We start from the raw sequence: 25,520 nt of genomic DNA, 5'->3' as shown, positions 1-25,520 counted from the left end.
CCCTCGTCTCCGCCGTCATCAATTGTGAACGCCTTCATCCGCAAGCTTCGCGGGGCTGCTGCAAGTGCAAGCGCGCTCATGAGTGGCTGCGATTGATCATTCTGTCGTCGGTCCGGATGCGCCGGACCCGGGAACGGCGATACCGCGCGCGCGCGGCCAGACCAGGTGATCGACCTGCCACCTCAAACCCTTCAATCTCATCTCGAATTCGATATTCGGATATTGCGGCTCGTTCATCCTCAGTGTGACTAGGAAGCGCGTCGGGGTCCGGAAGAACGCGTAGCTCGTTGCCTCCCATAACGTGCTCGATCGGCCCGATCTTCGTGCGTCCGAATACCAGGCGATGAGTCCGGACGGCGAGATAACGCGCTCGGCTACGGGGTCGAACACATATGGACTTAACGCCAGCGCAAAAGCCGCGCCAATCGCTTCCGGCCCGCTTGCGCCATAGGCCTGCGTTGCGAGCGACGTCGTAACGTCCGTCTTCAGCTGCGTCCGAATGCTCGGCCAGTCGATCAGTTCTGCAACCACGCGGGTATCGCTGGCTTCCAAGGCCCGATCAAGCCGATACAGGGTCACATAGGGATAGGATAAATAACTGGCGAGCAAAGTGCCGAGAAGCACATATGCCACCGTGCGGCGGCGAATGTGGCGGTGCGCCGCTATCACCTCGGTCTCCAGGTATGCCATGTCGATCTCCCGTCGCGGCTTCGCCACCGGTCCCTAGCAGGGTCCGTGAGATTGCCGTGCAAGCCGTGACGTGTGTTGATCTGCCTCAAGCCTGGAAGAATGCGATCGCCATCCTGATTGATCGCGCGGGAGTGGTGGAGAATTCGAGTTCTTGGTCTTCGTTGCCCGGACAGCGGAATTTGTCTTTCCTCCATCGCATCAATAGGACGAAATAGCCGTGAGCTCTTGGTTCAGATGACGCCCGTCGTTTTCTGTGCGGACCGATTGATAGGCCGTTTGATCTGTACAACCATCGCTTTTCGCGACCGTCACAACCCGTCGAGGAATAAATGGCATTCAAGTTCAAGGAGGTGTTCTCGAGCGCGCAGGCTGCGCTGAGCGCTGACCCTGCCCAAGCGTTAGCGACCTTCCGAGCGCAATCCCGTCTCGGAGATGGCGTTGACAGCGCCGTCGCGATTCGCCAGTTCAGCGTCCAGGTCGACGAGCCAGCGGGCCTCGGCGGGCAGGACACAGGACCGAACCCAGTGGAGTACATTTTGGCTGCCCTGGGCTCTTGTCAGGAAATCACCTACCGCCTCTATGCCGACGCGCTTGGCATTCCCCTCAATGGCGTTTCGGTTCGGCTTTCCGGCAGGATTGACTTGCGCGGCTTGTTCGACGTCGAAGCGGACGTTCGGCCGGGTTATCAAGTCATTGAAGCCGAGGTAATTTTGGACAGTCCGGCTCCCGAAGGCGAGTTGGCGCGCCTCAAAGAAATCGTTGACCGTCATTGCCCCGTGCTGGACATCTTACAGAATCCGACCCCGATTCAGCTTTCACTTCGTGTGGACCCATTGCGGAGCGCGGGTGAGTGAGCCGCCTGCCGTTCGTGTCATCCCCCGGAAAGCCGCGTTCGAACGATCTAAATGGCTGATCAGGTCGGAAGGATAATGGTCCCGTGAGCCGGCTCTTTTGGCGGAGGCGGATCAAGAGTTTTCTAGCCCTGAGCATCTTCGTTGAGGGTACGTCCACTGCACAGCAGCACTTGAGCTTCCGGTTGGCTTACCCCTGTGGTCACCGCCAAGTTCGCGAGAATTCCGCGCCCCCTCCGAATTTGTCAGCTGAAGCGGCGAGCATCGCACGGAGACGACGGGGCGCGTTTGCGCGTCGTACCAGAAAGCGCGTCATCTTTGAGCGAATTGCGTCAACAGACCAATGCCCGCTAGATGATCATGGATGCTCAAGGGATGATCACTTCTATAGTCGGTGAGGCGTCACTGCATCCAACCAGCACGCGCAGGCTTGTTTATCGATTGTGCAGCTGTTTAAGGTCTCCAGTTGAACGAGACCGCAAGATGTCAGATAGTGTTTCCAACCGCGGCTTGCCGCTCACAACCAGGGGGGCATTGGTACTCGCCGCCTTTGCGACCGCCCTGGCGTTCAGCATCATTCTGCCAAACCTGCCGTCGCGGATTGCGGCCGTGTCCGGCTTCGATGATCCCGCGACGATATCGCGGCATACAGGTCTCATGACGGCGGCCTACACGGCTGCCATTTTCGTTTCCGCTCCCTTCCTTGGGAGGATCTCGGACGGCTGGGGCCGTCGACCGGTGCTCATCCTGGGTCTTGCAGGATTTTCCACCAGCCTGATGCTGTTCGAACTTGCAGGCGACTTGTTGCTTCTTTACACGGCGCGAGCGCTGGCCGGGGTTTCGGCAGCGGCAATCACACCCGTGGCGCTCGCGACCGTTGGTGACTGGTCGCCCGACGATGGGTGGCGTGCGCGGCGGTTCGCCTGGATTGGAGCGGCAACCATGATCGGCTTTATGGTTGGTCCGCTGCTCGGCGGCACCTTGTCCATCCTGAGTTCGAAGCAAGCTCAACTTGAGGCCGGAGCCCCGCTGTTTTGGCCAATCGTGCTTGCGCTGGTTAGCGCTTGCGTGATCGCGCGCACAGTTCCCGTCTCGAAGAGACCCTCCAGTTCACATGCCAATGCATACCCTCCGCGGAGCCGATGACCAACGAACCTCCAAGAGCTTGCTTGTGCTGGCCGCGATCGTTGCGGGCGCTGTTGCTGCTCTTGACGTTCACCTGGCCTTGCGCGGCAATCTTGGCTCAAGCGCCTCCGGGTTGACCATCGGATTGATGCTCGCCGAGTGCAGCGCTGTGATGCTGCTCGCCCAAATACTCGTGTTCTCGCCGGTTGTGCCGCCGAAGGCGACGCGCTGGTTGATCGCGCCCGCGCTGGGCATGCTTGGGATCGCTCTTGCTCTCGCCTCGGCCGCGACAACTGCGCCAGCACTTGCGCTTGGCGTCGGCGCGATTGCGATGGCGGCGGGTGTGGCTGCCCCGATTATCACCTACTGGACCTCCCTGATTGCGGGCGAGCATCAGGGCGAGGATTTGGGCCGATGGATTGCGGTCACCAGCCTTGGTCAGGCCCTGGGGTCGGGCGCCGCCGGCCTGTTGCTGGCATATGGGTTGTCCAACGTCATGTTCGCTATCGCGAGCGCGCTGGCGCTCGCCGGGATGATCATCGCCGCGTGGTTGGCAAAGCGGTTGGCATAGCCCAACAACGGGATCAGCTGGTTTTCCGCAGAAATCGGGAGCTCCGCCGAGCCGGAATCGCCCGAGCGCGCCGAGTTGGCTCCCGGAACAAATAACTTCTCCCATGAGTCCGTAGCGATGTGCAGTCGGAAGCGGCATCAGCGGCCATCGGGTGTGCGCACCCCGAACCAGGAATCCCTGACCTGATGATAGTGCACCGACGGATCATAGGATTCTGTCGGCAATCCGAGAACGCCAGGAGCGAGCCGGCCAACGGCCGCGAGCAGCGCGTAGGAGGACGTCACCCGCTCCCGCTGAGTCATGACCAGGGCGATCCGCGCATTCAGCAGCTCCTGCTGAACCGTGAGCAGCTCGAGCGTGCTGCGCTGGCCGGCGCCGAACTCGCGCCGGACGGATTCGAGTGCGAACTCGGCCGCCTTCACCTGAGCTTGCGCCGAATCGACCTGCGCCCTCGTTGCAGCAACCGCGCTCCACGCCTGCACGACGGTGGCCCGTGCGAGCTTGCGCACCGCTTCAAGCGACAGTCGTTTCTGACCGGTCATTTCCTTCGATTGGCGGATCTTGGCGTACTCGCTGCCCCCCTGATAGAGAGGAATGACCACCCGGCTGATGATCGACGCATCGGTGCCCGTCGCCGGAAACATCAGATTCTGGTCGGGCATGATGTCCCAGCGGCGTTTCACGCTACCTTCCAGCGTCACCATCGGGTACAGCGCCCCTTCGGCAATTTTGGTCTGCAGAAGCGCGATATCGACGCCGTACATGGCGGCAAGAAGGGCCGGGTGCTGGGTGCGCGCAAGTGCGATGGCGGCCTCGAGCGTCGCAGGAGCAAAGCGATCCACCGGTTGGCCGGGCGTCAATTTGCCGGGTTCGCTGCCGATTACGCGAGCGAATGTGGCGCGCGACGAGTTGTACGTCGCCTGAGCCGCGAGCACCGCTGTCCGCGCCGCGGCAAGGCGAGCTTCCACTTGCGCCACATCGGCAGTGGTCAGGTCACCGCTCGCTTGCCGGTTACGGACTAGGTTCAGTTGCTCTCCCAGTAGGTCGAGATTACGCTTCTGCAGTTCAAGGATCGCGGCATCGCGCAGTACATCCATATAGGCGGTCGCTGCATCCACCAGCACGGTCTGCTCCATGACGCGGAGCGCCTCCCGGCCGGCAAGCACCTGGTTCTCGGCCGCACGCACCCGGTTTGCCGTCTGGAATCCGTTGAAGATGGACTGGCTTGCCGTCACCCCGACGCCGCGAGGGGTGGTGGTCGAGCTTTGCTGCGCGCCATCGGCTCCCTTCTCGTTGAGGTAACGAGGACCGGCCTCCGCGGTCGCTTCGATGCGCGGGCGATAACCGGAGAGCGCCTGGGGCACCTCTTCGTCCGTCGCCCGCAGATTGGCGCGTTCCGCATTGAGCGTCTCGTTGTTGCGGTAGGCTTGAGCCAGTGCCCCGTCGAGCGTCTGCGCCGCACCGCTGCGCCAAGACCAAACCGCGACGACCGCCATGGCCAGCAACCGAATTGACGTACGCGCAATGCTCATTGAAGTCCCCGGATCGCGATACCGAGCCAGGTCTGCTCCCCGCCCTCCGGCGTCGTCATGCGAGATTAACCAGCCCCCAAATGCGACAATAGCGTCTGGACGGGAGATGTGCAAAGCTCGCGCCCTTAGCGTTGGGCGCGCCGTGGGAAGTTTTCGGCGTTGTCGGGTCGCGCGCATTGCCTTCGGTGAATGGCTACGGGCACGTCATGCGTCACCGCTGGCGGCCCAAGCCGGACGCTGCCGATCCATGCGGGTGGGGCAAGTCCCTGAGGACGTTGATAATGACTGGCAACGGCAATTTCGTTTCTGATCCAATCATCGCGGCGCTGCTCTCGGAAGTGAGCGCAAAGTTGGCGGAGATCGTCGAATCGGGGACGAGCTTTCGCATCGATCTGCGCCGGCTTCCGTTGCCTGTAGGCGGTACCGCCGCGCTACGCGACTTTCTTGGCAACGGGCAGGTCGAGGCAAGTTTTAGGGGCGTGGGATCATGCATCTTTTCGGAAACGGCCGTGGCCGGCGTATGGTGGGGGCAGCAATACAACACCGGCGGTGATCTTGTCGGCGAATTTATCGAAATTGCCTATGTCCCTGAACTACTGAAGTGCGAGACCGACGAGATCGAACAGGCCATGAAAGACCTTCGGCTCAAGATCCGCGAAGCTCAGCAGATTCGTGGTAGCGGGTCGGAATCGAGCTCCTCGACCAACCGTTCGCCGCCGAGCTCCGTTTCCAACACGACGTAAGGCCCATCTTCGCCCACGACGCCGATTTCCGCTGCGTCTTCTCCACCCGGCAGGCCGCGCCAAGCCTGCACCAGCCGTTCGGCTGACGGGGAATCGGCGACAGCCACGATCCTGCCCTCACAGGCTAGATAGAGCGGATTATAGCCGAGCATATCGCAGACGGCCTGCACTTCATCGCGCAGCGGAATCTTACGCTCGAACAGGCGCACGGTTTTTGCTGTTGATCGAACGATCTCGTGGGCGACGCTTGCCAGTCCGCCCCGGGTCGGGTCGCGCATGAATCGGATGCCCTGCTGCATTAGGGCGCTTCTAGCAAGCGGCAGAACGCTGGCGCAGTCCGACTGTAGCGTTCCCGTGAGACCAAATTGCTTGCGGGCAAGCAGGACGGCCGTTCCATGATCGCCGATCGAGCCACTGGCGATGATGCGATCGCCAGGGAGGATCTGATCGAGGCCAAGGGCGATGTCAGGGCTGCGAAATCCAAGCCCGGTTGTCGCCAGATAAAGCCCGCCACCCTCGCCATTGCGGAGGACTTTGGTGTCGCCCGTCACCACCTTGACCGATGAGGCCCGCGCCGCGGCGGCCATGGATGCGACAAGGCGCTCGAGGCGCTCCCGTTCGAAGCCCTCCTCGATGAAGCAGTTCAGCGCGATGTAGAGCGGCTCTGCTCCCGACACTGCGAGGTCATTGACGGTGCCGTTGATCGCCAGACTTCCGATGTCGCCACCTGGAAACTCCAGCGGATCCACCGTAAAGCCGTCCGAGGTCAGGGCCGGAAAACTGCCGGCTGGCAGCATCGGTAAGATCGCTGCATCGGCACTTGTATCGAACAGGTCGTTGTGGAGATGTCGGCGGAAGACCTGTTCAATCAGCTCACGCATCCTTCTGCCGCCATTGCCGTGCGCCAGCGAAATGCGGCTCAGGTCGCGCGAGGAGTGCTTGGCGTCACCAGGTTTCATGGGGCTTTCCGCGCAGAAAATTCAACGACCTGACCATAACTCAGTCCACCGTCATTCATCGGTATGCGTTCATGCAAGAGAACCTGGAAGCCGTGGCTGATCAGAGCGGCCGCCGCATGCTCGGTGAGCAGCTTGTTCTGGAACACGCCGCCCGTCAGTCCGATGATACTGGTGCGATTGGCCGCGCCATGATGCAGGGCCTCGCGAACCAGGGTTGCTGACAATGAACCGTGGAAGCGTCCGAGCCGCTCGCCAACGGACAAGGACGAATCCACGAGCATTGGAACCAGGGGAGTCCAGTCGATCCGCCGGATCTCGCCCTGGGGGCGGACCGGCAGAGCGGGCTCGGTGATGACTTCACCTGACATGCTCTCAGCCAGCGCCGGCGCCTGGCCATCGTAACTGCAGTGCTCGATGAGGCCCACCATTGCTGCGGCGGCATCGAACAATCGACCGACCGAGCTGGACATCATGCCGGCCCCGGCAGCCCAGGCACGGCGGTAGGCGGCTGCATGGGTGTGGACGCAGTCCCACCTATGATCGGCTTCCAACGACAGCGTGTACGCGCTGCGCCACGGCTCGACTGCAACGCGGTCGCCGCCGATGAGCCGAAACGGACGCAGGCTGCCGACCCTCTGCCATTGTCCGGGCGACCCGTACAAGGTCTCGCCGCCCCACAAGGTGCCATCGGTCCCAAGCCCCAGACCGTCCCAGGTGAACGCCAGCATCTTCTCCTTGCAACCATGCTCCCCGGCCAGCGCAGATGCGTGCGCTACATGGTGCTGGATCCCGATTGCGGGCACTTCTTGCCGCAGAGCCCATCGCGTCGTCGTGAAATCCGGATGAGCATCGTGGAGGATACATGTTGCATCCGTCGCATAGAGTCTTTGAAGATCGCTAGCTACCTGCTTCAGCGTTGTTTGTGAGCGCAAGGATCCCATGTCCCCAATGTGTGGCGACACGACGACCCGGTCGCCTAGCCCGAGCGCCACCGTCGCCTTGAGTTGACCTCCGCAGGCGAGCACGGCGTCAGCCGCCGCATAGGCGTTGTGCAGGATGATGGGTGCCGAACCGCGGCCGAGCCTGATCGATCTGGTCCGCCCGCCCATCACCCGCCAGACCGGATCGTCGGCAGGGCGCTGGATGGGACGATCGTGGTGCAGGAAGGCGTCGCAGCAGCGGGCGAGCCGCTCCTCGGCCTCGTCCGGATCGGTGATCACAGGTTCGCCGCTGATGTTGCCGCTCGTCGCGACCAGCACACCATCAAATTCGCTCAGGATCAGGTGGTGCAACGGGCTATAGGGCAACATCAACCCGACCTGGCCAAGTCCGGGCGCAACGGCAGCCGCGACCGGCGCGCCCGCGCGCCGCCGCACCAGGACGATGGGCCGAACGGGGTCGCAGAGGGCCGCTTCTTCGATTTCATCGAGATCAGCGATCGTTCTGGCAAATCGATGCCGGTCGTTGCCGCCCGGCACCATCACGGCAAGCGGCTTGTCAGGGCGTCCCTTCCTGTTGCGAAGCCTGAGCACCGCAGTCTCATTCGTCGCATCGCACATCAGGTGGTACCCACCGATACCGCGAACGGCCACTGTCAGGCCGTAGCGCAAGGCCTCGACAGAGGCGGCGAGTGCTTGTTCGCTGCCGGATATCTCCTCGCCATTCGCCGTCCTGAAGACCAATTTCGGACCGCATTCGGGACACGCCAAAGGCTGCGCGTGAAACCGGCGGTCCTGCTGGTTCTCAAACTCGTGCCGGCAGTTTCGGCACAGTTCGAAGCCCGCCATCGAGGTGTTGGTGCGATCGTAGGGCAGGGCGGTGATAATGGTGTATCGCGGGCCGCATTGGGTGCAATTGGTGAAAGGATAGCGGTACCTGCGCTCTGATGGATCATCTATCTCGGCGAGACAGTCGTCGCAGAGGAACAAATCGGGCGGTAGCTCCGCATCGCGAGTCGAACCAGATTTGCTTGCGAGGATCGAAAATTCGCAACAATCGGCTCGTGGGCGCGGGCTAACCGACCTAATCATCGGCCGCGCCAGCGGTGGCGTTTGGGCGATCAGGCCGGCCGCAAAGCGGTCGAGCGCGTCAGGCTCGCCACTGGCAAGCACGGACACATGGCTCGCCTCGTTCTTCACCCAGCCCACGATCTGGTGAGCGTCCGCGAGACGCTTCACGAACGGTCGAAATCCAACACCCTGGACACGACCCACGATTTCGAACAGCCTTGTCTCACCGCGCGATTCGATGGTCTCATTCCTGTTCATCAGAGCGCCGCGAGCCGATCGGCGCGGACCCATTTGCGAGCCAGGCGCAGCACCAATCCGGCGGCCAACGGCACCGCCGTTGCGACTCGGTCGCTCAGGCCTTCGCCCCAATCGATGCATTGAGGATGAATACCGATCAGCGCGCGACGATGCGGCAGAAGGTCCTCCATCCGAGCCATGTCGAACAGTTCCTTCAGCCCGATCTCGTGCGCGGTATGCTTCGAGGTGCCGAGGAACGCGTCGAGCTCGTCACCAACCAGGCCGCGAACCGCTCCAGCCTCATCTCCGATCATCGCAGCATCGATGACGATGAGACTTCCGGCGGTTTCGATGACCGGCAGCAGATTGAAACTCAGGGTACCGCCGTCGACGATCGCCAGCTTTGCGCTTGGTTCCGGACAGTCACGCAGGTACCGGATCACGTGAACGCCTACCCCTTCATCACCGAGGAGCACGTTGCCGATGCCCACGACAGTGACTGCTAGACCAGCGGCATGCGGTGCGGAGGACATCGGCGCTCACCTTGCTGCGCGGGCCACGCTGCCGCCCGCAAAGGCATGGCAGCCGCTGCGGTAGCCGGCAGTCCACCACACATGGCAGGCCCCTTCGTCCGACACCATGCAAGGACCTATCGGCGATTCGGGCGTACAGGCAGAACCGTACAATCGGCAATCGGTTGGCAGGACTTTGCCGAGAATGACCCGCGCGCAGTCGCAACCTGGGGGCATTTCGCCACGACGAGGGCGTTCTGTTGCTTCGTCCAACGGAAAATCTATCCTTGCATCGTGGTCGGCATATTCGGGCCGGAGGCGGAAGCCGGATCGGGGGATGACGCCGATGCCGCGCCAGGCGGCGTCCGTCACCTCCAGTGTTTCGGTAAGATACCGGCGTGCGACGGCATTACCACCGGGCCTGACACTCTTGGGATAGCAGTTATCGAGAAAGTACCGGCCTTCGAGCCGCTGCCGAAGCGTCGAATAGGTGGCCGCCAGCAAGGCGTCAGCCGTGAAGCCCGCGATCGCGGCGGGCATGTGGTGACCGCGAACCACGAACTCCCATTCCTCGGGGCCCATGACGGTTGCGACGTGCCCCGGCGCGATCAAAGCGTCAAATCCCGGTTGTTCGGACTGAAGGAGCATGGCGACCGCTGGCCATGTCAGCCGCCCGGAAATCAGCAGCTTAAGATTCGGCGGAAGGCCCATCGCGATCAGCGCCGCGACGGGAGCAAGAGTGGTTTCAAAGCCGGCGACGAAGAAAACCACCGTTTTGCGCGGATTCTCCCTGGCAATAGCGGCAGCTTCGCTCGGACTCGCGACGGGGCGAACGTCCGCGCCGAGCGCGATTGCCTGTTCAAGGGAGCGCGGCTGGGCCTTCGGTCCATTGACGGGGACGCGAAGCATATCGCCGAACGCAGCCAGGATGACGGACTTTGTCAGCGACAGTTGGATAGCATGGAAGACATCCTCTTCCGGGCAGACGCAAACCGGGCATCCGGGTCCCGGAATCAGCTGCACCGCAGGCGGAAGCAGGCTTCTGATGCCTGAGGTCGCAATCGTCCGCTCATGACCACCGCACACGTTGAGGATCCGAATCGGCCGATCGAGCGGGAGATCCTTGATCCGGTCCAGCCAAATGCGAGCAGGCGAGCTCATCAAGCCTCTCCTGCTTCAACCGGGGTGGTTGCGATTGAGGAATAGGCCGGCGCGATGATCGGCCAGACGCTGGCGGAGCCATGCCAGCCATTCGCCCACGTCAACCGACTTGGCCACCGACGTTCTCAGAAGCGGACCGTCGTAACCTGATGCCTTGAGCGTTGCTGCTGCTCGATCCACCTGAAAGTTGTCCAGGTACGGCAAAAGATCCGATTTCGTGAGCATCACGAGATCGCTCTTGCGGAAGATGATCGGATATTTGGCCGGCTTGTCGTCACCTTCCGTGGCCGACAAGAGCGTAACATTGCAGTGCGCTCCAAGATCGAATGAAGCGGGGCATACCAGATTGCCCACATTCTCAATGAACAAAACGTCGACGCCGTTCAGATCGAGCTCATGGAGCCCGTGATGCACCATGGTCGCATCGAGATGACAGGCGCCGCCGGTCGTAATCTGGAGGGCGGGGACCCCCTTTGCTCGGATCCGGGCAGCATCGTTCTCGGTTTCAAGGTCGCCCTCGATGACGGCGAAACCGAGTTCGGGGCCGAGAGCATCAATTGTTGCTTCGAGAAGCGAGGTTTTGCCGGATCCGGGGGAGGACATCAAATTGATCGCAAGCACACCGCTCTCATCGAAATGCTGCCGGTTGTGGCTGGCGATCCGATCGTTGGCGGCGAGAATATTGCGGATCACGCCTTCCTCGTGGGCAAGCCCGTCTACCGACGCAATTGTGCTATCTTCCGAACCCCTATGTGGAAGATGAAGCCGGTGCTTGTTGTTGGCGGCGCAGCCGCAATGGCTACACATGCGGCGCCTCCTCCGTGTTCAGGTTCGCCGATCCGCCGGCTGCTGGTGGATCCGAGGTGCGGGGGATGCCGGTTCCGGTAAATTCGACTGCCGCGATCGACAGTTCGTCGCCGCCGATGACATTTACTCGAAATGAACCGCAGCACGCGCAAAGCAAGCGATTGGGGCGTGTCACGTTTTCCAGGCCGCACTCCGTGCATTTGACACGTGGATCGCAGCGCTCGATCGTCAGATACGCATGTTCCGCTTTCGTGCCCGAACGCGCGACCTCGAATGCGCGAACAAGCAGGCCTGGGTCCGTACCCGACAGCTCACCGACGCGGATTGCGATATGCGCAATGCTGTCCTCGCCCGCCTCCTGCGCGAGGCGCTCGACTTCGGAAATCAGAGCCCAGCACACCGAAAGCTCATGCATGCGAGTGGTTGTCCCCTGCGGCCAGCATGGCGTCGAAGACTTCCCAGGTGGACTTGGCCTCCCGCTCGTCGATGAGCTGGATCGCATAGCCCAGGTGAACCAGGACGTGGTCACCGACCGAGACGTCCTGGTCCTGTAGCAGGAACAGGTTCACCTCGCGAGAGACGCCTTTGACGGAGCATTGCGCGAGGAATCCTTCGATTCTATCCACCCGCATGGGGATGGCGAGGCACATGATAGTTCTCCGACGATCTACGGTGGGATGGCGGCCAGGATCGGTCTGAGCCCCTCGACAAGCCTCTGGCGCTGTTGATCCGAAAGGCTCGCATTGAGGCGCGCAAGCGCGAGCCCAACGGCGCGCATGCTCGCCACGTGTTTGGATGATTGCAGCTCATGAACCTTGAGTAACGTCACCGGGTCCTTGGTGGCAGCTTCGGCAGGACCGGAAGGACGCTGCAGCGCGCGCGCGGCTGCGTCGAGGAGGTCGAGCCACGCCGGCTCCTGTGCCGTCGTGATCCCGACCGCATCATGTAAGGCCGCCATCTCCCGAGACAGCTCCTCGTCTGACGTCGCCGGCTGCGCATTCACCTTCGGTTGACTCTCGGAGGACGCAGTATTGGGTTGCGCGCCCTCCGGCGTCGGCAGAGATGGACTTGGGCCCGGCGGCATACCCATTGGGCTTGTCGAGTTCTCAGCGGCTTCTGCCGTTGCGCTTTTAGGCCCCGGAGGCAACTTCTCTCCGGGCACGCGCGCCGTTTGGGTGCTATCGGTCCCCCCTGGGCAGAAGAAGCCGAAATCGCCAGTTGTTCGTCCTCTGATGAACTCGTTCCAGTTCGGTTCGATTCGATGTTCGGGAGACGTGTCGAAGGTGCCAAGGTGGTGGCACATCGCGCAATGCGGCTGGTGCGCGCGGACCCGCAAGCGGCCACGTTCGATGCAATAGTTGTCGATCAAGTCGCCATAGCCATTCCCAGGGCGGGCGAGGACAGGGGACATTTGCCAACCAAGCAGAGTCAGGACGAATATGGCGACCGATGAGAAGACGCTCAGTCGCCGCTGCCGGTCTTTCCTCGCTGTCTTGTTCGCATTCAGCATTAGAGCACCTTCACGCGAACCAGTTCTTCGCCGTTTGGGTCGACGACATGAACGGCGCAGGCCAGACACGGATCGAAACTGTGGATCGTGCGCAAGATCTCCAAGGGACGGGAAGCATCCTGTAACTTGTGGCCGCGTAACGCCGCCTCGTAGGGCCCCTCTCGCCCTTGGGCGTCGCGGGGGCCGGCGTTCCAAGTGCTGGGGACGACGGCCTGATAGTTGCCGATCCGTCCCTCCTCGATCGTGAGCCAGTGAGCCAGTGCGCCGCGAGGCGCCTCCATCATGCCGACGCCACGCGCCTTCTTCGGCCAGGTCTTCGGATCGAACAGCACATCATCGAAGGTGCGAAGATCGCTGCGCGCGATGTTCGCCATCAGCGCATCGTACATGCCCGGCATCATGTCGGCGATCAATTTCGTCTCGATGGTGCGGGCAGCGACGCGGCCCAGCGTGGAGAACAGGGCGGAGATCGGAAGTCCCAACCGTCCGAGGCTGTGGTCGACGAGTCCTCGCGTCCGCACCTCTCCGCTTGCATAGAGAATCAGAACACGCGCAAGCGGCCCGACTTCGACCGGCAGACCCTTCCATCGCGGCGACTTGATCCATGAATAGGACTGGTCAACATCGAGCTGCTCGTAAGGGGGCTTCGGTCCCGTATATTCGAGCTTCGTTTCGCCGTCGTAGGGGTGCAAACCGACTTGCTTGCCTGCCGAATAGCTGTACCAGGAATGGGCGACGAATTCCTGAATCTCCGTCGGGTCCTCAAAGTCGACCGGCTGTATCTTCGAAAGGTCCCTGTTGATGATGACCCCGGCGGGAAACTGCAAGGTCGCTCGCTCGGCGGCACCCACCCCGGTCGGAAATTCACCATAGGACAGGAAGTTTCCGACGCCTTCGCCTCGCGTTGTCCAGTCCTTGTAGAATCCGGCGATCGCAAGCGTGTCGGGCAAATAGACCTGATCGACGAACTCCCGCATCTTGCCGATGACCTGGCCTACGAGACGCAGATTTTCTGCATTCACCGCGGTTGCATGCGAGGTTTCAGAAATCGCACAGGGGACCCGCCGACGACAAAATTGGGGTGGGGGTTCTTCCCGCCGAAGATGGCGTGAATTTTGACCACGTCGCGTTGCCAGGCCAAGGCCTCCAAATAGTGCGCAACCCCGAGCAGATTGACCTCTGGCGGAAGCTTGTACTCTGGATGACCCCAGTACCCGTTCGCAAAGATTCCAAGCTGACCGCCCTCGACGAAACCCTTCAACTTCTGCTGGACTCCGCCGAAATACGCCGGCGAGTTGTTCGGCCATGGGCTTAAACTCATCTGCAGTTTGGAAGTCGCGGCGGGATCTGCCTTGAGCGCGGAAACCACGTCGACCCAATCGAGCGCATGCAGATGGTAGAAATGCATGACGTGGTCATGCACATATTGCGCGGCAATCATCAGATTGCGGATGATTTGCGCGTTCTCCGGGATCACATAGCCGAGTGCGTACTCAACAGCCCGGATCGAGGCGATGCTATGGACGACCGTGCAGACGCCGCAGAAACGCTGAGTAAACGCCCACGCATCCCTGGGATCACGCCCCTTCAGGATCAATTCGATGCCGCGCACCATCGTGCCCGAGCTGGATGCGCGGGTGATCACGCCCTGAGCATCCGTCTCCGCTTCTATTCTGAGGTGCCCCTCGATTCGAGTAACGGGGTCGACGACAATTCGCCGAGGCTGCGCGGCGGGCGCATTCTTGGCCGCAGCGGTGGGCTTTTCGTCTACCTTCTTAGAAGACCTTGCCATAGAAGCCGCCTTCGCGATCCCAGAATTTCGGTTGGGCGCAGCCTAGGCAGCCGTGGCCCGAGAACATCGGGAAGCTGGTCTTCTCGTTCCACTTCACCGTCGTGCATGCGTTGAACGTCGTGGGTCCCTTGCAACCAAGATCCTTGAGGCAAAACCCCTTTTGGGCGCCTTCATCGTCAAAGCTTTTGGCGAACAGCCCCTGATTGAAGAAGGGCAGCCTCGGACAATCGTCATGAACGGTCCGCCCGAAAAATGGAATGGGGCGTCCCAGATTGTCGAGATCAGGCGGTTTCCCATAAGTGAGAAAATACACCACAACTCCGGTCATCACCTCCGGGACCGGCGGACAACCGGGAACGTTGATGATGGGAGCCGCGACCTCCGTGTTGTCGACGAGCTCGCGCAGGGCATCGTGAACTCCGCCCGCTCCAGTCGGGTTGGGCGAGGCTGCAGGGATGCCCCCATAAGTGGCGCAAGTGCCGACCGCAATGATGAGCGCCGCTCCTTTTGCTGCAGCGCGCACGAGATCGCGTCCGCTCTTTCCGCCGGTTGTGGAGTAATATCCATCCGGATCAAGCGGGATTCCGCCGTCAACCACAAGCACGTATTTGCCGAAGTTTTGCTCAATCGCCCTGTCGCGCGCCTGTTCGGCGGCGTTTCCAGCGGCCGCCTGCAGCACATGATGATAGTCGAGAGAAAACTGATCGAATATCAGGCTTTCGAGCGTCGGCTCGAACGAGCGCAGAATCGACTCGCTGCAGCCGGTGCATTCCTGGATGGACAGCCAGATGACGCTGGGGCGAGGCTTGGTCGCAAGCGCTTGTGCGATCGCTTGGCTTGCGCTCGGCGGCAGGGCAAGAATCGAAGCCGTATAGGCGCACCAGTTCAAAAAATCACGCCGCGACACGCCTTGACGGCGAAGATGGTCCAGCAGCGTTGGATGGTTGTCCCGTGCTTCCATTGCCGCGTAGCCTCCCCGAAAATGCTACCTTGGCGCTAAATGCCCCGCAAGAGCCAAAGCGATCCGAAACTTGTCTCGAAAGTGAGGCGAACTCGAGCGAGTCAACTCGCTAAGATAAGACGCTAAGGGTCGCTTTTTATTACAGTGAACGAGGGTGAGCTGCTGGTGCCGTCGACGCGTTGCTCAATAGCAACACGGGGCAAAGGGTGAATGGTTGATCAGCTATCCCAAGCGAGCTCGATTGCGGAAGACGAATGAAACTTTTCGTGGCTCGGGATGCGCAGAAGCTTATTCCCGGTCGAGCGCTCGCGGGCGGGCCGGTCGGCGAGGCCCCGGGCCGGGGACCATTATGCACTGTACTGGTGCTTCGCTGTCTCCCAAATCAGATCGGCATGTTCACCATGGCTCTACAATCACGAGCACAGTCACGACAGAGCGAGGCGCAATGCGCCATTTGCTCGTCTCCGGCGATGGTCTCGCAATCGTTGGCACAGGCATCGCACAGTTGCGCACAGGCGCTGCAAATCGCTCCGTGCTGCGGCGACCTGCGCATCAGCGAGTTGGCCGTCATCTGGCACATCTCGGCGCAGTCGAGCAGCAGCGCCAAATGCGTGGGCGCGACGTGGGCGCCGCCCTTTTCGGAACAATATCGCGCCGTCTCAAGGCACATGCGGTGCGACTTGATGCAAATATCGATGCAGCTCTCTCGGGTCATTGGGCTCTGTCCCATGCCCGGCATTCCCATCCCCGGCATACCCGGCGCCTGAGCTCGGGCGATGCCGCTGGATGCGGCCAACACGAGGCACGATCCCAAGAGGTTACGTCGATTCCACATGACTAAATCTCCTGTCCTAATCGTGACAGCGACTCATGGACGGCTAACGCCTACTCGTTGCAGAGCCGAGGGGAGCGGGGCTGGCGACTGTCGTGGCGGAAGTTGTCGATCGGCCGTCGAGCAGGTGGTGATAGCGCGACGCCGCGCACGAGAGGCCAGGCACGCCCAATCCGCAGGACAGCAACTCATTCCAAATCTCCTCGGCATCTTCGGCAAAACGGAATAGCGTGCAGTCCGACTTGTCGACCGTGCCACTGGCGATCAGCGCATCGAAGTTAACCGCCGCGCGCCAGTACTTCTCGTCAAATAGGACGATCGGGATTGGCGGCGACTTTCCGGTCTGACGCAGCGTGAGAATTTCAAAGAGTTCGTCGAACGTGCCAAAGCCGCCGGGAAAGGCGACCAAGGCGTTGGCGCGCATTGCCAAATGCATCTTGCGCATCGCAAAATAGTGAAATTGGAAGGTCAGTTCGGGAGTCGAGTAGGGGTTCGGCTTTTGCTCCCTCGGGAGCGTGATGTTAAAGCCGATAGAGGGAGCGCCAGCGTCATGCGCGCCGCGATTGACCGCCTCCATAAGACCGGGCCCGCCGCCGGTCGCTATGACGTTGTCACGCACGCCACCATTGTCGGTCAGCGCGCCGCCACGTTGCGACGCTATCAAGCCGAACTGACGAGCTTGTTCATACCAGTCGGCGTGTTTTCCAGGCCCGTTCTGCCGCACGCGCGCTGATCCAAAGACCACGATGGTCGATCGTACGCCCCAGCTTCGTAGCGCTTCTTCGGCCTTGGCGTATTCGAGCAGAAACCGTACGCCTCGCATCGAGTCGCCTAGGAGGAAGTCTTGATCCAAGGCGGGCAGAATGTATGAAGACGAGTTTCGTTGGGAGAAAGCAAGCCCGGAATCGGGTTGCGAAACACCGTCGGACGTCGCTTTTTGCGAGGAATTATTTTCGGTCATTCCGCCCACTTTCGCTCCCGCCGCCCGTCCCGGCTTTCGCTGGGACGGGCGGGAGTGGGATCCTACTTGCAGCCGGAGTTCTGTGTCTGGGTTTGCCCCGGTCCGCAGGGGCGAGTTCCCATCTGGCCATGCTCCATGTTCTTATCATTCTGCATCATCTTCTGGCCCTGGTCCCGCATCATACGGCCGTGCTCCATGCCTTGCGGCGCGGAAGTCGTTCCGGTCGTCTGTTGATCGGTCGCTGTCCCCGAGGGCTGCCCCGGCTGAGCTTGCGTGGTCGACGGCTGATTGCCAGTCTGGGACTGGTCGTTATGCATCATCTTCTGACCCTGGTCGCGCATCATGCGACCGTGCTCCATGCCTTGCATAGGCATGGAATTGGTCCCAGTTTTCGGTTGATCGGCTGCTGCCCCCGAGGATTGGCCTGGCTGAGCTTGCGTCGGCGGATTGCCACTCTGCCCCGATTGGGACTGAGCCAGCGCAGCACCAAAGGACAATGCCATCGCTGCCGCGATGGCGGTTGGGATTGCGATTCTTGAGAACGAGTTTGACATGGGAATTCCTTATTCTCGATGAGAGGGCTCCGCAGCCCTAAGCTAAAGGTTAAAGCGCCGAGCGCCCGCCAAAGTTGATCTAGCTCAACAAGGAGCGGGTCACATCTGTAACGAGTTCCAGCGAACATCGTTCAAATGCGAGCATCGAAAGTTGCTCTGAACTGCAGGCCAATGCGGTCCGCCACGAAATCTAAAGGATGATTTTGCCCTCACCCTAAGTCGTGAAGCAGGCCTTACCACAGCTCATTCGTAACGCTCCTTGGTATGGGCTCGTTTGCCGCGACGGTAACGACGAGCCTGCCGGCAGAGTCCCTGCGGGCACGCTGGTCTGCCGACGCGCATGGAATTGTCGTCTGCGCCGCGCCCCTCTATTTTGCATTCCATCATCTCGGGTCAAGTCTCCAGGCCAAGCTATCCGGACCTTGCGTTCCCCAGCTTTGTCGATAGCCAACTGTCGTCCTTCGCAGTATAGAATGGTCGCGATATTTCGCCGTGATGGCGCTTCGTTCCGTGTTCCCAAACTTGCCCTGTTGGCGGTCGGTGGAATTTACTGCTTGCTGCTTGCCGGTGCTCGCCCCACAGAGAGTGGGGTTAGGTCGCAGCGAGGTTCCTGCACATTCGAGAGTTTGTCGAAAGCTGATCTTCTAGCAACCGCAACGTAGGAACGAGTGCTCGCGGCAGGACCGGCACATCTTGAGCAATCGCTGCCTGAGCTGGCCGCGTGCGCGATGCAGCCGAACCGTCAGCGCATTGACTGTCAGCCCAAGGGCGGCGGCGGCCGCAAGCCTATCCTCGGCCTCCAGGTCAATCCGGCGGATCACTTGCGCATATTCCGTGTTGAGCGAAGGCAAAATCAGGTGAACGCACTCGCACGCCGCGGCCTCGCTCTCGTCGCCAATCGGTTCCGGCGAACCCTGTTGCAGCAGAAGGTCGTTCTCATTGCGGCGGCGGAATGCCTGGCGGCGCTGGTGATCAACAATAGCAGACGCGACGATGCGGCTGAGCCAGCCATGGACGGCACCTTCATCGCGAAGCGCTTCGGCTTTCTCCATCGCGCGAAGAATGACACTATGCAAAACATCCTCGGCGTCGGCCGCATTTCCAAGCCGGCGGACAAGGTAAGCTCTCAGACGATCATAGCCCCGAGATAGCGCGTCCCCGACGACGGCCTGCCGCGGAGAGGAGGTCGTCTGAGGAGCGGGCGAAGCGGACGGCTTCTCTGACATTTTGGCGCCAAGCTTGAATGTGACGGGGCCGTGCTTAAAGGAAAACAATAATCAGCTTCCGCTTGATACAGCTCAACAAACACGAGCGCAAGCCGAGATACATTTTAAAGAAACTTGAGAAGAGGAGGGATCGCGCTTCCGCCGCGTCCCTGATTTTTGATCGTTTGGTTCTGACGCTGCTCCGCGCGTTCGGCCGTGTGCGCAACTGGGCGCCTGACGACTTTGTGTGATGGGCGCTAATGCAGGGTGTGTTTGTTCGATTGCAGCGCAAGACCCGGCACGCCGGCAAAAGCAGCTCGATCACGATCTAAGAGGACTTGGAGTTCTGAGGGGAACCTTTCCGTGAGCATTAAATTGAGCTTTCTCGGCGCCGCTGGCACGGTCACGGGATCCAAATATCTCTTGGAAAACGGATCGCAACGACTGCTGATCGACTGTGGGTTGTTCCAAGGCGAACGAGAACTCCGCGAGGCAAACTGGTCGCGATTTCCGGTCGATCCGGCAAGCATTTCGGCCGTGATGCTGACCCACGCCCATCTCGATCACTCCGGCTATCTTCCCAAGCTGGTCAAGGGCGGCTTTCGAGGGGATATCCTGTGTAGTGAGGCAACAGCCGACCTCTGCGAGATCCTGTTGCGCGATGCTGGGCATCTCCAGGACAGCGATGCGCATTTTGCCAATCGCCACGGGTTTTCTCGCCATAAGCCGGCTCTGCCCCTCTACACGGTTGAAGATGCTGAAGCTGCGCTGCGGCAGCTGTGGACCATTCCCTTTCATCAGACTCAAACGTTGCCCGGCGGCGCGCAGCTGCGTCTCTCGCGCGCCGGACACATTTTGGGTGCGGCATCGCTCCAAGTCGAATGGGGCGGGGTGAGTGTCCTGTTCTCTGGCGATCTCGGGCGGTTCAATGATCCGCTGATGGTTGACCCTGAGGCGCGTCCCGATTCGCAATATGTCGTCGTCGAATCAACCTATGGCGATCGCCAGCATCCGCAAGCCGACCCGCAGAGCGAACTCGACGACATTGTCAATCGCACCGTTCGGCGGGGCGGAACGGTCGTCGTACCAGCCTTTGCGGTCGGGCGGGTGCAGAGCCTGTTGTTCTACTTCGAACGTCTGAAGGCGGCCGAAAAGCTCGCAAACGTCCCAATTTTTCTCGACAGCCCGATGGCGGTCAATGCCAGTGAGATCTTTTGTCATCATCGAAGGGATCACAAACTGTCAGAAGCCGAATGCCGTAGTTCGTGCGCGGTGGCGACCTACATCCGCAGCGTGGAAGATTCGAAGCGATTGGGCGCCATGGCGATACCCAAGGTCATCATATCCGCGAGTGGGATGGCGACCGGCGGACGCGTCCTGCACCACCTCAAGCGCTTTGCGTCCGATCCGAAAAGCACGATTCTGTTTGCCGGCTATCAGGCGAAAGGGACGCGCGGGGCGGCGATGATGGCGGGTGCGAGAGCCATCCGGATCCACGGCGAGGACATTCCAGTCCGAGCCGAAGTCAGGAATATCAGCGCGCTGTCGGCTCACGCGGATGCCGAGGAAATCTTGGCATGGCTGAGGACCGCCAAGTCCGCCCCTAGCATGACATTCATCACGCACGGCGAGCCCGCTGCGTCGGATGCATTGCGCTCTCGCATTGAGCGCGAGCTTGGCTGGAGCGCGACAGTCCCGGCGCGGATGGAGGTCGCCGTCCTTTCTCCACCCAAGCCTATTGCAACCGCCCGCGCAAAACGTTCCTGATACGGCCGACTCGGCGAGCGCCTGGTCATTTGATACGTCCGAACCTCGCTCGCTCTCCTGTGATCGCTGCTTTGCAAAATCGGCAGTGCGGTGATCCAGTCGATCGGCCCTCGTTTGAAACGCATGGACTGTGTGGAATCCGTGGATAGGCCCGCATGCACAGCGGGCGACTGAGCTCGTGTCGTTTCCAACATGTTCATCGTCGCCATCACCCTTTAAGTTGAACCCAGATGCGGTGTTCCCCTTGTAGGTGACATCGAATGGAAGCACTCCTCGGTCAGCGCCTCGCTCGCCTCGGGCACGGCAAATCGTCTTAGGAGGAGTTCTTGCCTTCCTTGCCGAAACCAAGAGCGACCACGCCGCGCACAGCCGACGTGGTGATGGACGACATCTCCCCGACCCGATCGCAGCCTTAATGGCTTCAACCAACATCGTTGGTCACTGATGCTTCTCCATGCAATACGCATACATGTCACCATTATGGTGGCACGTCATCATCCGCACGGTTGGGCGATAGGAACGGCAACCAGGCGCGGCCGATCGAGAAGAATCCCACGTAGCTTCGGGTTTCAACCCGATATTCCGGGGAGCCGATAAACCTTGATCCACCGCAAGCCCCGACACCCCATTCGGGTGCAATAATCAAACAACTCTGAACGGCAATCGAGGCAAGCAGTGAAGGCGTATTTCATTGGCGGGGGCATCGGATCGCTTGCTGGCGCGGCATTTCTGATCCGCGATGCCGCCGTTGCCGGACGCGGCATCACGATCTACGAGGCGCTGCCGGCGCTCGGCGGCAGCCTGGACGGCGCGCAACTTCCGAACGGCGCCTATACGTTGCGCGGCGGCCGCATGCTCACCACCGATCAATACGAATGCACCTGGGATCTCCTGTCGTCGATCCCCTCGCTCGAACGTCCCGGCTTGAGCGTGCATGACGAGACAGTCGCCTTCAACGAGGAGAACAGGGCCAATTCCCGCGCGCGTCTCGTCGACCGCAATCGCTTCAAGGTCGACGTCTCGCATATGGGCTTTTCCGGCCGCGACCGGCTGGAGCTCTTGCGCCTGGTCGAGACCTCCGAGGAGACGCTCGGCAACAGTCGGATCACCGACTGGCTGTCACCCGGATTCTTCGAGTCCAATTTCTGGTACATGTGGCAGACCACCTTCGCCTTCCAGCCCTGGCATAGCGCGGTCGAGCTGAAGCGCTATCTGCATCGCTTCATGAACGAGTTCCCGCGCATCGAAACGCTCGGCGGCGTCAAGCGCACCGTCTACAATCAATACGACGCGATCGTGCGGCCGCTGACCGACTGGCTGAAGCGACATGGCGTGCAGTTCGTGCAGGACACGCGTGTGGTCGACATGGCGTTAGAACGGGAGGGCGAGAAACTGCGCGTGCGCCAGCTCGTGCTCAACCGCGACGGCCGGACGGCGGAGATCCGCCTCGAGGATGGCGACCTCGTGTTCTTCCAGAACGGCTCGATGACGGATGCCTCGAGCCTTGGCTCGATGACGGAGCCGCCGACGCATCTGACCAAGGCCGACAGCCAAGGCTGGGCGCTCTGGGAGAAGATCGCGAAGGGACATCCCGAATTCGGCAACCCGGCCGCGTTCAACAGTTCGATCCCCGAATCCTGGTGGTTGTCCTTCACCGTCACCTGCCGTGACAGCCGGTTCTTCGACCAGATGGAAGCCTTCTCCGGCAACACGGCCGGCACCGGCGGCCTCGTGACCTTCAAGGATTCCAACTGGCTGATGTCGGTGGTGCTGTATCATCAGCCGCATTTCGTGAACCAGCCGCAAAACGTGCAGGTGTTCTGGGGCTATGCGCTGCATCCCGACCGCGTCGGCAATTTCGTCGCCAAGCCGATGTCGGAATGCAACGGCGCCGAGATCCTGACCGAGCTGTGCGGGCACCTGAACTTCGATCGCACGGTGTTCGAGGATGCGATCTGCATTCCCTGCCGCATGCCCTACATCACCAGCATGTTCATGCCGCGCGCGCTCACCGACCGGCCGCTGCCGGTGCCGAAGAACTCGGTCAACCTCGCCTTCGTCAGCCAGTTCGTGGAGATTCCCGACGACGTCGTCTTCACCGTGGAGTACTCGGTGCGCGCGGCGCAGATGGCGGTCTATCAACTCATGAAGATCGATCGCCCGATTCCGCCGGTGACCCGCCACGACAAGTCACCGGCTGTGCTACTGAGGACCGTTGAGAAAGCGTTTGCTTGACTTAACCGCTGAATGCGAGGTGTCGGATGACAATGCGACTCGCCCATCTATTTGGTGCAATTGCGCTCGCGCTTCCAGTTGCTGGATCGGCGCACGCCGGGCAGTGCGCCCAGGAGATCGCGGCTTACGAAAGCGCGGTTGCCGACCTTGCGGCGCGGGGTTGGTCCGCAAACCAGTCAGTGCGTGCGCAGATGCATCGCCAGCCCACGATCAGGTCCGCGACCGAGGCCGACGCGCGGGCAAAGATCGAGGCGGCCCACGATCGGGCTGCGTTGGATCGCGCGCGGAAAGCTGACGAGGTAGGTGACGAGGCCGGCTGTCTCCGCGCCTTGTCGCAGGCGCGTCGCCATCCGCATCGTCAGAATGATTGAAAATGCCACTTTAATTTAGTGCTCAGCTTTATCGTCACGAACCCATAGAATTCAGGTCTTCGGCGATAGGACTAGACTTTGAAGATGTTTGGAGCGGCTCGCAAGCGCGAGCCGCGGCAATATGCCGCTACGGGAGCTGCTTCATTGCTCTGCGAGGAGACAATCCAGGCACGCAATCTGGCCGACGACAGCGCGACGATCAGCGCAGCTCTACTCCGGCGCGCGATCGACGCGGCATGGACCATACTGCTCACGGCGCCATGGCTATTCGGGAACATTTGCCAATTTATTGATGTCGTCGGCATCCTGCGAGCTCTTGAGCAATCTGCCGACCATCTCGTAGGTTCGGGTAATCTCCGCAAGGCGGCTCATTTCGCGCGTGCTCTGCACATTGGATTTCTCCAAGGCGCCGCTCGTGAGGGTGATAGCCGGCGGAGCGATGTCAGAAGGCGGGTCGTCGGACCTGAATAGAGTCCCGCCGATGGGTTGAAGTAACTGCGGCCGTTCGAAGCGGACCACGCGGAGCTGACCGAGGAAGCCTTGCTTCGTGTTGACAATCCCAGTAGGCGAGATCTCCAATCCCCCTTGGTTGGGCGGGACCTGCAGTGGACCGTTTTGGCCGAGGATAGGTTGTCCTTCCAGCGTCACGAGACGGCCACTGCCATCAATCGTGAACGCGCCGTTTCGCGTGAAGCGCTCGCCTCGCTCGGTCTGTACTACGAAATACCCCTGGCCATTGATGGCAACATCGAGCGGGTTGCCCGTCAATTCAGTGGCGCCTTGGGAATCGTCGGTGAATTGAAATCGTGGGTCGGGCAGCGAGAGCGGTCGCTCTCGCTGCGCCGCTTCATTCAGACCTCTCTCCGGCTTGAGGTATTCACGAAACGACAGTTCCCGCGCCCGAAATCCAACCGTATCGAGGTTTGCCACGTTCTGCGCGGTGACATCGAGCTTGCGCTGCAACGAGATCAGCCGCGACAGGTGAATCAGGGTCGTCCCACCCATGACGAGAAAACTTCCGGTGCGAATCAGAGCCACGTCGAGCTGAGTTGAGGTCGGGCGCGGTGTCAATGGCGGCTTCGACCAACACGGATGATCGCTACGCCGGGGCGCATCACTTCTGTCCGGGAAAGTCGTGGGCGCTCCACCTATGGTGATCGAGTGCGGACAGGGTAGAGAAAGCACCGGGGTTTGAGCTGGATCAAGGAACGTCCGAGGGAATATCCTTAATCTCCTAAAAGGAGGATCTTGACAATCTCTTGCCTCTCTCAGTATGGCCACGCAGGTGGTTGAAACGCGATGCGCCTTGTTCGGCCGATATTTGCCCTGATCATCGCCGTCTCGGTGGCGCTGCTACCGACGGTGGGGTTTGCCGCACCCATGAACGTACTGGCGGGGCAGCAAACGATGGCGGGGTCCTCGGCGGGCGAGGACGGATGTTGTCAAGATGACATCGACGTCAAGCCTTGCGACCAGCAGAAGGCTCAATGCCCGATGGCCTTCTGCGCGGCGCAAGCAGCTAGCATCGGTTTCGCATCACCCTTCTGGTTCAATCCCCCAGTAGCCAGTGGCGATCGGCTGCCGACCCCGCTGGATCAGGTCGCTTCGCTCCACCGCGGAAGTCCCCCTTTCAAGCCTCCTCGCATCTGACTGTTGGCACTGCAACCGCGGGAGCCCGTTCGCGCCCGCGCGTGACGCACTATCGCGACAGTCAGAGAGGGAAAACCATGCAGTGGAAGATTGCAGCCGTTGCGGCGCTTGCCGCGACAACAGCCATTGCTGAGCACGCCTGGGCCGCGGCCAGCGATTACGTTTTCGAACCTGTAAGCGCGGAGGTGAAAAAGGGGGAGGACGTCCCCATTGCGGTCCGCCTGATCAACAAGGCGACCGGAAACCCAGTCACTGATGCGGTGATCTTTCGTTCGCGGGTCGATATGGCGCCGGACGGAATGGCGGAAATGGAATCCCCAGTGACGGCCTTACCGTCAAAGGAGCCAGGTATCTATCCGTTCACGGCTGATTTGCCGATGCCAGGACGCTATCAGCTGAGTGTTGCCGCCAAGGTCCAAGGCGAGCAGGAGACGGTGACCGGCAAGGTCGTGATCAAGGCCAGCAAATAGGCGCGCATTTCGAAT

Annotated in this window: 23 protein-coding genes and 2 pseudogenes; 7 read left to right on the top strand and 18 right to left on the bottom strand. The window is 61.0% G+C overall.

Annotation, left to right across the window (positions count from 1 at the left end):
• Positions 1 to 96 precede the first annotated feature (96 nt).
• On the bottom strand, positions 97 to 690 hold the full coding sequence (locus tag K410_RS0100795; RefSeq protein ID WP_028133072.1) for a DUF2939 domain-containing protein: 594 nt from the start codon (positions 688 to 690) through the stop codon (positions 97 to 99).
• A gap of 329 nt (positions 691 to 1,019) precedes the next feature.
• Between K410_RS0100795 and K410_RS0100790 the strand changes: the two genes are divergently transcribed.
• From K410_RS0100790 to K410_RS36310, 3 genes are all read left to right on the top strand, one after another.
• Positions 1,020 to 1,544: an OsmC family protein gene (locus tag K410_RS0100790; RefSeq protein WP_028133071.1), complete on the top strand. Its 525-nt coding sequence runs from the start codon at positions 1,020 to 1,022 to the stop codon at positions 1,542 to 1,544.
• 480 nt (positions 1,545 to 2,024) lie between these two features.
• Positions 2,025 to 2,687 (top strand): MFS transporter, encoded by a 663-nt coding sequence (locus K410_RS36315; protein WP_196235980.1) that lies wholly within the window; start codon positions 2,025 to 2,027, stop codon positions 2,685 to 2,687.
• Between the two features lie 25 nt (positions 2,688 to 2,712).
• The gene (locus K410_RS36310) at positions 2,713 to 3,237 is read left to right on the top strand and encodes a hypothetical protein (protein ID WP_155253175.1); all 525 of its coding nucleotides are present in this window, start codon (positions 2,713 to 2,715) and stop codon (positions 3,235 to 3,237) included.
• Positions 3,238 to 3,374: 137 nt separating this feature from the next.
• Here K410_RS36310 and K410_RS36305 read toward each other — a convergent pair whose 3' ends face one another.
• On the bottom strand, positions 3,375 to 4,769 hold the full coding sequence (locus K410_RS36305; protein WP_080672085.1) for a TolC family outer membrane protein: 1,395 nt from the start codon (positions 4,767 to 4,769) through the stop codon (positions 3,375 to 3,377).
• A gap of 281 nt (positions 4,770 to 5,050) precedes the next feature.
• Between K410_RS36305 and K410_RS38210 the strand changes: the two genes are divergently transcribed.
• Positions 5,051 to 5,512 (top strand): hydrogenase expression/formation C-terminal domain-containing protein, encoded by a 462-nt coding sequence (locus tag K410_RS38210; protein ID WP_080672103.1) that lies wholly within the window; start codon positions 5,051 to 5,053, stop codon positions 5,510 to 5,512.
• Here the strand turns inward: K410_RS38210 and hypE are convergent.
• The 14 genes and pseudogenes from hypE to K410_RS38205 form a co-directional block, all read right to left on the bottom strand.
• On the bottom strand, positions 5,431 to 6,471 hold the full coding sequence (gene hypE / locus K410_RS0100775) for a hydrogenase expression/formation protein HypE (protein WP_049819854.1): 1,041 nt from the start codon (positions 6,469 to 6,471) through the stop codon (positions 5,431 to 5,433). The two genes, K410_RS38210 and hypE, sit on opposite strands and share 82 nt — an antisense overlap.
• A complete protein-coding gene (gene hypF, locus K410_RS0100770) occupies positions 6,468 to 8,738 on the bottom strand; it encodes a carbamoyltransferase HypF (protein ID WP_049819853.1) in 2,271 nt (756 codons plus the stop codon). The genes hypE and hypF overlap by 4 nt, the downstream gene beginning before the upstream one ends.
• Positions 8,738 to 9,250, bottom strand: a complete 513-nt coding sequence (locus K410_RS0100765) for a HyaD/HybD family hydrogenase maturation endopeptidase (RefSeq protein ID WP_049819852.1) — start codon at positions 9,248 to 9,250, stop codon at positions 8,738 to 8,740. The genes hypF and K410_RS0100765 overlap by 1 nt, the downstream gene beginning before the upstream one ends.
• A gap of 6 nt (positions 9,251 to 9,256) precedes the next feature.
• On the bottom strand, positions 9,257 to 10,390 hold the full coding sequence (hypD, locus tag K410_RS0100760; RefSeq protein ID WP_028133067.1) for a hydrogenase formation protein HypD: 1,134 nt from the start codon (positions 10,388 to 10,390) through the stop codon (positions 9,257 to 9,259).
• Positions 10,391 to 10,405: 15 nt separating this feature from the next.
• On the bottom strand, positions 10,406 to 11,197 hold the full coding sequence (hypB, locus tag K410_RS36300; RefSeq protein ID WP_080672084.1) for a hydrogenase nickel incorporation protein HypB: 792 nt from the start codon (positions 11,195 to 11,197) through the stop codon (positions 10,406 to 10,408).
• Positions 11,190 to 11,612 (bottom strand): hydrogenase maturation nickel metallochaperone HypA/HybF, encoded by a 423-nt coding sequence (locus K410_RS36295; RefSeq protein ID WP_049819851.1) that lies wholly within the window; start codon positions 11,610 to 11,612, stop codon positions 11,190 to 11,192. The genes hypB and K410_RS36295 overlap by 8 nt, the downstream gene beginning before the upstream one ends.
• Positions 11,605 to 11,847 (bottom strand): HypC/HybG/HupF family hydrogenase formation chaperone, encoded by a 243-nt coding sequence (locus K410_RS0100745; RefSeq protein WP_028133066.1) that lies wholly within the window; start codon positions 11,845 to 11,847, stop codon positions 11,605 to 11,607. Before K410_RS0100745 ends, K410_RS36295 begins: the two co-directional genes overlap by 8 nt.
• A 17-nt stretch (positions 11,848 to 11,864) precedes the next feature.
• Positions 11,865 to 12,707: a Spy/CpxP family protein refolding chaperone gene (locus K410_RS0100740; RefSeq protein WP_028133065.1), complete on the bottom strand. Its 843-nt coding sequence runs from the start codon at positions 12,705 to 12,707 to the stop codon at positions 11,865 to 11,867.
• Positions 12,707 to 14,421: pseudogene (locus K410_RS0100735) on the bottom strand (nickel-dependent hydrogenase large subunit). The gene K410_RS0100740 and the pseudogene K410_RS0100735 overlap by 1 nt, the downstream one beginning before the upstream one ends.
• A 61-nt stretch (positions 14,422 to 14,482) precedes the next feature.
• Positions 14,483 to 15,460, bottom strand: coding sequence for a hydrogenase small subunit (locus tag K410_RS0100730; protein WP_028133064.1), 978 nt, complete (start codon positions 15,458 to 15,460; stop codon positions 14,483 to 14,485).
• A gap of 382 nt (positions 15,461 to 15,842) precedes the next feature.
• Positions 15,843 to 16,295 (bottom strand): four-helix bundle copper-binding protein, encoded by a 453-nt coding sequence (locus tag K410_RS0100725; RefSeq protein WP_028133063.1) that lies wholly within the window; start codon positions 16,293 to 16,295, stop codon positions 15,843 to 15,845.
• A 43-nt stretch (positions 16,296 to 16,338) separates the two neighbouring features.
• Positions 16,339 to 17,253: an LOG family protein gene (locus tag K410_RS36290; protein WP_049819850.1), complete on the bottom strand. Its 915-nt coding sequence runs from the start codon at positions 17,251 to 17,253 to the stop codon at positions 16,339 to 16,341.
• A gap of 62 nt (positions 17,254 to 17,315) precedes the next feature.
• On the bottom strand, positions 17,316 to 17,807 hold the full coding sequence (locus K410_RS39195; protein WP_155253174.1) for a hypothetical protein: 492 nt from the start codon (positions 17,805 to 17,807) through the stop codon (positions 17,316 to 17,318).
• A 644-nt stretch (positions 17,808 to 18,451) separates the two neighbouring features.
• Positions 18,452 to 19,081, bottom strand: a complete 630-nt coding sequence (locus tag K410_RS38205; RefSeq protein WP_245269300.1) for an RNA polymerase sigma factor — start codon at positions 19,079 to 19,081, stop codon at positions 18,452 to 18,454.
• A 294-nt stretch (positions 19,082 to 19,375) separates the two neighbouring features.
• Between K410_RS38205 and K410_RS36285 the strand changes: the two genes are divergently transcribed.
• A complete protein-coding gene (locus tag K410_RS36285; protein ID WP_049819849.1) occupies positions 19,376 to 20,779 on the top strand; it encodes an MBL fold metallo-hydrolase RNA specificity domain-containing protein in 1,404 nt (467 codons plus the stop codon).
• A gap of 654 nt (positions 20,780 to 21,433) precedes the next feature.
• Positions 21,434 to 23,014: pseudogene (locus K410_RS0100695) on the top strand (oleate hydratase); the annotation flags it as partial.
• Positions 23,015 to 23,190: 176 nt separating this feature from the next.
• Here K410_RS0100695 and K410_RS39190 read toward each other — a convergent pair.
• Together K410_RS39190 and K410_RS0100685 are read right to left on the bottom strand one after the other, a co-directional pair.
• Complete coding sequence (locus tag K410_RS39190) at positions 23,191 to 23,364, bottom strand: hypothetical protein (RefSeq protein WP_155253173.1); 174 nt, start codon at positions 23,362 to 23,364, stop codon at positions 23,191 to 23,193.
• 285 nt (positions 23,365 to 23,649) lie between these two features.
• The gene (locus K410_RS0100685; RefSeq protein ID WP_028133059.1) at positions 23,650 to 24,390 is read right to left on the bottom strand and encodes a flagellar hook-basal body complex protein; all 741 of its coding nucleotides are present in this window, start codon (positions 24,388 to 24,390) and stop codon (positions 23,650 to 23,652) included.
• Positions 24,391 to 25,112: 722 nt separating this feature from the next.
• Here K410_RS0100685 and K410_RS0100675 point away from each other — a divergent pair.
• A complete protein-coding gene (locus K410_RS0100675; protein WP_028133057.1) occupies positions 25,113 to 25,505 on the top strand; it encodes a FixH family protein in 393 nt (130 codons plus the stop codon).
• Positions 25,506 to 25,520 lie beyond the last annotated feature (15 nt).

Origin of the sequence: Bradyrhizobium sp. 22 (assembly GCF_000482425.1) — a bacterium.
Taxonomy (GTDB): domain Bacteria; phylum Pseudomonadota; class Alphaproteobacteria; order Rhizobiales; family Xanthobacteraceae; genus Bradyrhizobium; species Bradyrhizobium japonicum_B.
The sequence above is the reverse complement of the archived record's forward strand: the minus strand, read 5'-3'. Positions and strand labels throughout refer to the sequence as shown.

Excerpts from the sequence above, each read along its gene's own strand:
- K410_RS0100795 (WP_028133072.1), bottom strand. The coding sequence starts at position 690 with ATGGCATACCTGGAGACCGAGGTGATAGCGGCGCACCGCCACATTCGC.
- K410_RS0100790 (WP_028133071.1), top strand. The coding sequence starts at position 1,020 with ATGGCATTCAAGTTCAAGGAGGTGTTCTCGAGCGCGCAGGCTGCGCTG.
- K410_RS36315 (WP_196235980.1), top strand. The coding sequence starts at position 2,025 with ATGTCAGATAGTGTTTCCAACCGCGGCTTGCCGCTCACAACCAGGGGG.
- K410_RS36305 (WP_080672085.1), bottom strand. The coding sequence starts at position 4,769 with ATGAGCATTGCGCGTACGTCAATTCGGTTGCTGGCCATGGCGGTCGTC.
- K410_RS38210 (WP_080672103.1), top strand. The coding sequence starts at position 5,051 with ATGACTGGCAACGGCAATTTCGTTTCTGATCCAATCATCGCGGCGCTG.
- hypE (WP_049819854.1), bottom strand. The coding sequence starts at position 6,471 with ATGAAACCTGGTGACGCCAAGCACTCCTCGCGCGACCTGAGCCGCATT.
- hypF (WP_049819853.1), bottom strand. The coding sequence starts at position 8,738 with ATGAACAGGAATGAGACCATCGAATCGCGCGGTGAGACAAGGCTGTTC.
- K410_RS0100765 (WP_049819852.1), bottom strand. The coding sequence starts at position 9,250 with ATGTCCTCCGCACCGCATGCCGCTGGTCTAGCAGTCACTGTCGTGGGC.
- hypD (WP_028133067.1), bottom strand. The coding sequence starts at position 10,390 with ATGAGCTCGCCTGCTCGCATTTGGCTGGACCGGATCAAGGATCTCCCG.
- hypB (WP_080672084.1), bottom strand. The coding sequence starts at position 11,197 with ATGTGTAGCCATTGCGGCTGCGCCGCCAACAACAAGCACCGGCTTCAT.
- K410_RS36295 (WP_049819851.1), bottom strand. The coding sequence starts at position 11,612 with ATGCATGAGCTTTCGGTGTGCTGGGCTCTGATTTCCGAAGTCGAGCGC.
- K410_RS0100745 (WP_028133066.1), bottom strand. The coding sequence starts at position 11,847 with ATGTGCCTCGCCATCCCCATGCGGGTGGATAGAATCGAAGGATTCCTC.
- K410_RS0100740 (WP_028133065.1), bottom strand. The coding sequence starts at position 12,707 with ATGCTGAATGCGAACAAGACAGCGAGGAAAGACCGGCAGCGGCGACTG.
- K410_RS0100730 (WP_028133064.1), bottom strand. The coding sequence starts at position 15,460 with ATGGAAGCACGGGACAACCATCCAACGCTGCTGGACCATCTTCGCCGT.
- K410_RS0100725 (WP_028133063.1), bottom strand. The coding sequence starts at position 16,295 with ATGTGGAATCGACGTAACCTCTTGGGATCGTGCCTCGTGTTGGCCGCA.
- K410_RS36290 (WP_049819850.1), bottom strand. The coding sequence starts at position 17,253 with ATGACCGAAAATAATTCCTCGCAAAAAGCGACGTCCGACGGTGTTTCG.
- K410_RS39195 (WP_155253174.1), bottom strand. The coding sequence starts at position 17,807 with ATGTCAAACTCGTTCTCAAGAATCGCAATCCCAACCGCCATCGCGGCA.
- K410_RS39190 (WP_155253173.1), bottom strand. The coding sequence starts at position 23,364 with ATGGCGACGCGCCTGCGACAAGGCGCGGAGACAGCCGGCCTCGTCACC.
- K410_RS0100685 (WP_028133059.1), bottom strand. The coding sequence starts at position 24,390 with ATGGGTGGGACGACCCTGATTCACCTGTCGCGGCTGATCTCGTTGCAG.
- K410_RS0100675 (WP_028133057.1), top strand. The coding sequence starts at position 25,113 with ATGCAGTGGAAGATTGCAGCCGTTGCGGCGCTTGCCGCGACAACAGCC.